Here is a 6,941-nt window from a genome sequence, read left to right as displayed (position 1 = left end):
GCCCTCGCCGGCGATGACACCCTCCAGCACCTGCCGGGCGAGCTTGTCGGTGAGTGTTCCGGCATCGACGAGCCCCTGCAGGGCCGCGACGTCCGCAGGCGAGACGAGGTCGCTCGCTTCGCGGTCCTGAGCGTTGGCGATCCGGGCGATCTCGCCGGTCCACCACTTGCGCGCTGACGCCGGCGACGCACCCGCGGCGATCGTGGCCTCGACCTCGGCGAGGATGCCGCCATTGGCGACATCCTGGAACTCGAGGTCCGTGAAGCCCCACTCGGCCTTCAGTCGCCGGCGACGCGCGGCGGGCGCCTCGGGGAGCGCGGCACGAAGCTCCTCGATCAGCTCAGCTGACGGCTCGACGGGGAGCAGGTCGGGCTCGGGGAAGTAGCGGTAGTCATCGGCATCCGACTTCGGGCGACCGGGCGACGTCGTGCCGGTGTCTTCGTGCCAGTGCCGGGTCTCTTGCGTGATCGTGCCTCCGGCAGCCAAGATCGCGGCCTGCCGCTGAATCTCGTGGCGCACTGCCCGTTCGACCGAGCGCATCGAGTTGACGTTCTTGGTCTCGGTGCGCGTGCCGAGCGGCGCCGGCGGCTCACCGGCCGCAACACGCGGCCGAAGCGAAACGTTGGCATCGCAACGCAGGTTCCCGCGCTCGAGTCGCGCCTCGGAGATGCCGAGCGAGAGCACGATGTCACGGATGGTCCGGACATACGCCTTGGCGATTTCGGGCGCGCGGTGCTCAGCGCCATAGATGGGCTTGGTCACGATCTCAACCAGCGGAACGCCCGCACGGTTGTAGTCGACAAGCGAGTACTCGGCGCCCTGGATGCGACCGGTGGAGCCTCCCATGTGGGTGAGCTTTCCGGCATCCTCCTCCATGTGCGCGCGCTCGATGGGAACTTCTACGATCGTGCCGTCTTCGAGCTCGACCTCAACCTTCCCCTCGAAAGCGATCGGCTCGTCGTACTGCGAGATCTGATAGTTCTTGCCGAGATCGGGATAGAAGTAGTTCTTGCGCGCGAACCGGCTCGATGGCGCGATCGAGCAGCCGAGGGCAAGGCCCAGGCTGATTGAGGAGCGCACGGCTGTCTCGTTCACGACCGGCAATGCGCCAGGCAGGCCCATGTCGACCGGCGCGACGAGCGTGTTCGGCTCAGCGCTGTGGTTGGACGCGTGAGCAGGGTTGCCGGCCGCCGAGAACATCTTGGTCTCAGTGTTCAGCTCGACGTGCACCTCGAACCCGAGCACCGGCTCGAACATCTCGAGAGCCTTGTCGAAGTCCATGAGCTTTGCGGTAGCCATCAGGCACGACCTCCCGTCGCAGCGCCCAGCACCGGGGCACGATCAAGCAGCGGACCGCCCCACTCGTCGACAAGCAGCGCTTCGAGCGCCGCACCGACACGGTAGAGCCGGGCATCCTGCCTCGCCGGGGCGAGGAACTGGATGCCGACCGGCAGTCCATCGTCGGCCGACAGGCCCGAGGGAAGCGAGATCCCGGGCACGCCGGCCAGGTTCGCAGGGATCGTCGCGACGTCGTTGAGATACATCTGCAACGGGTCGTCGATCTTCTCCCCCAAACGGAAGGCTGTGGTCGGGGCGGTGGGAGTGGCAATCACGTCGACCTGCGCGAATGCCTGGTCGAAGTCCTGCTGGATGAGCGTGCGAACCTTCTGCGCGGACCCGTAGTACGCGTCGTAGTACCCAGCGCTCAGCGCGTAGGTGCCCAGGATGATGCGGCGCTTGACCTCGTCTCCGAAACCGGCATCTCGGGTCGCCGCCATCACATCTTCGACCGTTCCCCCCGGAACGTCGACGCGAAGTCCGAAACGAACAGAGTCGAACTTCGCGAGGTTGCTGGATGCCTCGGCCGGCAGGATCAGGTAGTAGGCCGCGACGCCGTACTCAAAGTGGGGCGCGCTGATCTCGACGATCTCGGCGCCGTGCGCCTCCATGCGCGCCAGAGCAGCGCGGAACGACGCAGACACGCCGCTCTGGAAACCGCTGTCGGGCAGCTCCCGGATGACGCCGACGCGCAGACCATTCAGCACGTCGCCGCGGGCTCCTTCGCGTGCGGCATCCGCAAACGACGGCCAGTCCTCGGCGAGCGAGGTCGAATCGTGAGGGTCGTGTCCACCGATGACGTCGTGCAGCAGGCCCGCGTCGAGCACCGTACGCGTGACCGGTCCGACCTGATCGAGACTGGAAGCCAGAGCGATCGCCCCGTACCGACTCACGGCGCCATACGTGGGCTTAAGGCCCACCGTGCCGGTGACGTGAGCGGGCTGACGGATCGAGCCGCCCGTGTCAGAGCCGAGAGCCAGCGGCGCCTCGAACGCTGCCACCGCCGCCGCAGAACCGCCGCCAGACCCACCCGGGATCCGCTCAAGATCCCAGGGGTTATGCGTCGGACCGTATGCCGAGTGCTCGGTCGATGAACCCATCGCGAACTCGTCCATGTTGGTCTTGCCCAGTGGCACGAGACCGGCAGCACGTGAGCGAGCAACGACTGTCGCATCGTAGGGCGACATGAATCCTTCGAGGATGCGAGAGCCGCTCGTCGAGGGCATATCGGTCGTAACCAGCACGTCCTTGATGGCGAGGGGGACGCCGGCGAGTTCGGGAAGCTCCTCGCCTGCCGCGCGCCGGGCGTCGATGCCGGCAGCGACCTCGAGCGCCTGGTCGCTGACGTGGAGGAAGGCGTGGATGTCGGCATCCACCGCTGCGATCCGATCGAGGTGGGCGCGCGTGGCCTCGACACTCGAGATCTCGCCAGAAGCGAGCGAGGATGCCAGTTCGGCTGCGGTCAGTCGGGTGAGGTCTGTCACTGCTCTTCTCCCAGGATCGCGGTCACACGGAAGCGGCCGTCTGCGGCATCCGGGGCGTTCTGCAGCACCTGCTCGGGGGTGAGCATGTCGCCGGGAACATCAGCGCGGAACACGTTGCGCAGGGCGATCGGATGACTCGTCGCGGGCACCTCGGGAGTGGCGACCTGAGACACCTTGGCGATGTTGTCGACGATCGCGTCGAGCTGACCGGTGAGGCGCTGAACCTCGTCGTCGCTCTTGCGTATCCGGTCGAGCACACCGAGATGGCGCACGAGATCGGGGGTGATTTCAGACACCGGACCATTCTAGGTGGGGGCGATGACGCGCCCTCGCCGAGACCTCTCCCGCAGGCTTGGCGACGCCCTTAGGCTGGGTGCCGTGACCTCTTACGACCCGCCCCGCCCGTGGATCGCCATCTACGCAGAGGGGGTCCCCGAGGACCTCGAGCCGGTCAGCGGGTCATTGATCGACATCGTCGCCGCATCCGTCCGTGACTATCCCGATGCCCCGGCACTGCAGTTCTTCGGACATACGACGAGCTACCGGTCGCTCGATGAGCAGATCCAGCGCGCGGCTGCCGCGTTGCACGCACACGGTGTCCGGGCAGGAGACCCCGTCGCGATCGTGCTTCCCAACTGCCCGCAGCACATCGTCGCGTTCTACGCCATCCTGCGTCTCGGCGCCGTTGTCGTCGAACACAACCCCCTCTACACACCGCGGGAACTGCGAAAGCAGTTCGAAGACCACGGCGCCAAGCACGCCATTGTGTGGAGCAAGGTCGTGCGCACCGTTCAGGAGTTCCCGCGCGACCTGCGTGTCGACACGCTCATCTCCGTGGACATCACGAAGGCGATGCCGTGGACGATGCAGCTGGCGCTCAAGCTCCCGATCGCCAAAGCACGCGAGGCGCGCACTGCGCTGACCGAGCGAGTCAGCGGCGCTGTCAGCTGGGATGATGTCGTCGGTCACGAGCCACTGCCCGCCACGCATCCGTCGCCCTCGACCGACGATCTCGCCCTCATCCAGTACACGAGCGGAACGACGGGCAACCCCAAGGGCGCGTCACTGACCCACCGAAACCTGCTGTCGAACGCGGCCCAGGCGCGCGCCTGGGTCCCCACGATCCATCGCGGCGAAGGATGCGTCGTCTACGCCGTCCTGCCGATGTTCCACGCGTACGGACTAACCCTGTGCCTCACGTTCGCGATGTCGATGGGTGCGCGGCTCGTGCTGTTCCCACGCTTTGACCCCGACATGGTGCTGGAGGTCACGAAGAAGCATCCGGCGACCTTCCTGCCGCTCGTACCTCCGATCGCGGACCGGCTGCTGAAGGAATCCCAGCGCACCGGGATCTCGCTCGCGGGCACAGGTATCGCGATCTCCGGCGCTATGGCACTCCCCCACGAGCTGGTCGTGCCGTTCGAGGCCGAGACCGGCGGATACCTCGTCGAGGGGTACGGACTGAGCGAATGCTCCCCGGTCCTCATGGCCAATCCTGTCGCCGAAAACCGCGTCCCCGGAACGGTGGGGCTGCCCCTCCCGGGAACGGAGTGTCGGGTCGTTGACCCCGATGACCCGACCACGGATGTCGCGCCCGGCGAGCGCGGCGAGCTCATCGTTCGCGGACCCCAGGTCTTCTCGGGCTATTACGGTCGCCCGGAGGAGACCGAAGAGGTCTTCGTTGACGGATGGTTCCGCACCGGAGACATCGTCACGATCGACGACGCCGGCTTCGTGCGGATCGTCGATCGCATCAAGGAACTCATCATCACCGGGGGCTTCAACGTCGCCCCGACCGAGGTCGAGGGAGTGCTGCGGCAGCATCCTGCGGTCGCTGACGTCGCCGTAGTCGGCCTGCCGTCGGAGCACTCCGGGGAGGAAGTCGTCGCCGCGATTGTGCTCGATCCGAGCATCGAGGACATCGACGAGACCGCGATCCGTGACTTCGCTCGCAGCATCCTGACCCCCTACAAGGTGCCGCGACGCATCTTCGTCGTCGACGAGCTGCCGAAGTCACTGATCGGAAAGGTGTTGCGGCGGCAGGTGCGCACGAAACTCCTGGAGCTCTCGGGCGAGGAGTAAGGACTCCGGTATCAGGCTCGCCACTGCCCAGGCCGCGGTTGAATCCATGCGGGAATCGAGTAGCCCACCTCGTCCGGAAAGTGGCCGTTGACATCGTCGTGGGTGAGTTGGAGAAGCGGAACCGAGAACGCGTCGGGTCGCTGGTAGAACCGATTGGCGGCGAAGGCGATCTCGCCCGGGTTGGGAACCGCCTCGACCCGGACGCGATGCTGCCAGACCTGGAAGCTCAGAATCCCGCCCGGAATGAGATCGGATCCGTGCCGGATACGCGCCGAGAGATCGTTGAGAACCGCTGCCGCAGTCTCAGGCCCCACACCAAGAATCACGAGCTCGGGATGACCGATCCCATACAGACCAACCGTGTACGCGAACGGCGCGCGTTCAACGTCCCCGTCCCCACCGACGTACTGGATGTACGTACCGTACTTTCGAATGGTCTCAACGGTGTGGCGATCTTCTTGGTCGAGCCATGCCTGCGTTGCGGCGTCCAGTGCACTCATGATCTTGTCCTCCCTCAGTGATCTTGATCCTGAGATTAGAACAAACGTACGACACTGAGATTTGCGCCGAACTACTCCCCCAGCGCGGCTGGTCCCTGCTCGATAAGGATGCGAAATTGCGCGGCGTCGATGATGCGGATGCCGAGCTCCTCGGCCTTCGCGAGTTTCGAGCCCGCGCCTGGGCCCGCCGCGACGAAATCCGTCTTCTTCGACACGCTCGAGGCAGCCTTCCCACCGGCAGCGATGATCGCCTCCTGTGCACCCTCGCGGGTGTATCCCTCAAGAGTTCCGGTAGCCACAACCGTGACGCCCTCGAGCACGCCGCCCGAGGCGACAGCAGCACCCGGACCCGGATGCCCGGGAGTGGCAAGCTGCGCTCCGGCAGCCGCCCACCGCTCAACGATCTCCACGTGCCAGTCGACCTCGAACCAGTCGATGATCGCGTCGGCGATGATCGGGCCGACGCCCTCGACTGCGGCGAGTTCTTCACGGGACGCTGCACGAATCGCATCGATTGACCCGAACCACTGCGCCAGCGCGCGGGCGGCGACCGGGCCGACGTGACGAATGCTCAACGCGACGAGGAAGCGCCACAGCTCCTTCGTCTTGGCGCGTCCGAGATTCTCGAGCAGCTCATGCGCCGCCGCGGACAGGATGAAGTCGGCATCGCCATCGAACGGCCCGTCGGGATCGAAAACAGGATCGGGGCGCGACGGGGTCGGCGCACGGCCTTCCAGGGGAGCCTTACGCTGACGACGGAACGGGCTGCGCGCATCCGGCTCGCCGTCAGCATCGAGACGAACGAGACCCGTCTCAGCATCCCGGACCTCGACGTCGATCGGAAACAGGTCCTCGGCACGCAGATCGAAGAGGCCGGCTTCGGTGACCAGCGGCGGCACCTCGGGCCGCAACGGATGCGTCAGCGCCGCGGCTGACACCTCGCCGAGACCCTCGATATCGAGAGCGCCCCGCGACCCGATGTGCTCCACACGCCCCCGCACCTGAGCGGGACACGATCTCGTGTTCGGGCACCGCAGGTCGATGTCGCCGTCCTTCGCTGGGGCGAGCGGAGAGCCGCATTCGGGGCAGTGCGTCGGCATGACGAATGCGCGTTCGCTGCCGTCACGCAGCTCCACGACCGGGCCCAGAACTTCTGGGATGACGTCGCCGGCCTTGCGGATGACGATCGTGTCGCCGATCAACACGCCCTTGGCCTTCACGACATCCTGATTGTGCAGCGTCGCCTGGCGCACGACGCTGCCGGCGACCCGCGCGGGTTCCATGACCGCGAAGGGCGTTGCTCGACCGGTGCGACCGACCGACACCACGATGTCGAGCAGTTTCGTGTTCACCTGCTCGGGCGGGTATTTGTACGCGATCGCCCACCGCGGGGCGCGGCTGGTCGCGCCCAGCTCGTCGTGCAGAGCCAGCTCATCGACCATGACGACGACACCGTCGATCGCATGCTCCACATCGTGCCCGAGCTCGCCGTAGTGACGGATTTAGTCGGCAGCCGCCTCTACGGCTTCCTCGACCG

Annotated in this window: 5 protein-coding genes and 1 pseudogene; 1 reads left to right on the top strand and 5 read right to left on the bottom strand. The window is 66.3% G+C overall.

The features are described from left to right. From gatB to gatC, 3 genes are all read right to left on the bottom strand, one after another. On the bottom strand, positions 1-1,299 hold a 1,299-nt coding region (gatB, locus tag Q1V87_RS11010; RefSeq protein ID WP_300592616.1), incomplete at its 3' end, for an Asp-tRNA(Asn)/Glu-tRNA(Gln) amidotransferase subunit GatB. After that, entirely contained in the window at positions 1,299-2,822 is a 1,524-nt protein-coding gene (gene gatA / locus Q1V87_RS11005; protein ID WP_300592614.1) for an Asp-tRNA(Asn)/Glu-tRNA(Gln) amidotransferase subunit GatA, read from the bottom strand. The genes gatA and gatB, both read right to left, overlap by 1 nt. Continuing rightward, positions 2,819-3,118: an Asp-tRNA(Asn)/Glu-tRNA(Gln) amidotransferase subunit GatC gene (gene gatC, locus Q1V87_RS11000; protein WP_300592612.1), complete on the bottom strand. Its 300-nt coding sequence runs from the start codon at positions 3,116-3,118 to the stop codon at positions 2,819-2,821. The genes gatA and gatC overlap by 4 nt, the downstream gene beginning before the upstream one ends. 82 nt (positions 3,119-3,200) lie before the next feature. On the opposite strand from gatC, the gene Q1V87_RS10995 reads away from it, so the two are divergent. Then, positions 3,201-4,904: a long-chain-fatty-acid--CoA ligase gene (locus Q1V87_RS10995; protein ID WP_300592610.1), complete on the top strand. Its 1,704-nt coding sequence runs from the start codon at positions 3,201-3,203 to the stop codon at positions 4,902-4,904. A gap of 11 nt (positions 4,905-4,915) precedes the next feature. Here Q1V87_RS10995 and Q1V87_RS10990 read toward each other — a convergent pair whose 3' ends face one another. Both Q1V87_RS10990 and ligA read right to left on the bottom strand, forming a co-directional pair. Beyond that, a complete protein-coding gene (locus tag Q1V87_RS10990; RefSeq protein WP_300592608.1) occupies positions 4,916-5,404 on the bottom strand; it encodes a DUF4262 domain-containing protein in 489 nt (162 codons plus the stop codon). Between the two features lie 71 nt (positions 5,405-5,475). Further along, positions 5,476-6,900 (bottom strand): annotated as a pseudogene (gene ligA / locus Q1V87_RS10985) (NAD-dependent DNA ligase LigA); the annotation flags it as partial. Positions 6,901-6,941 lie beyond the last annotated feature (41 nt).

The sequence above is a fragment of the Microbacterium sp. genome, from assembly GCF_030149085.1.
Lineage (GTDB): Bacteria > Actinomycetota > Actinomycetes > Actinomycetales > Microbacteriaceae > Microbacterium.
Note: the sequence above shows the minus strand (reverse complement) of the source record. Positions and strands in the feature narration are given on the sequence as shown.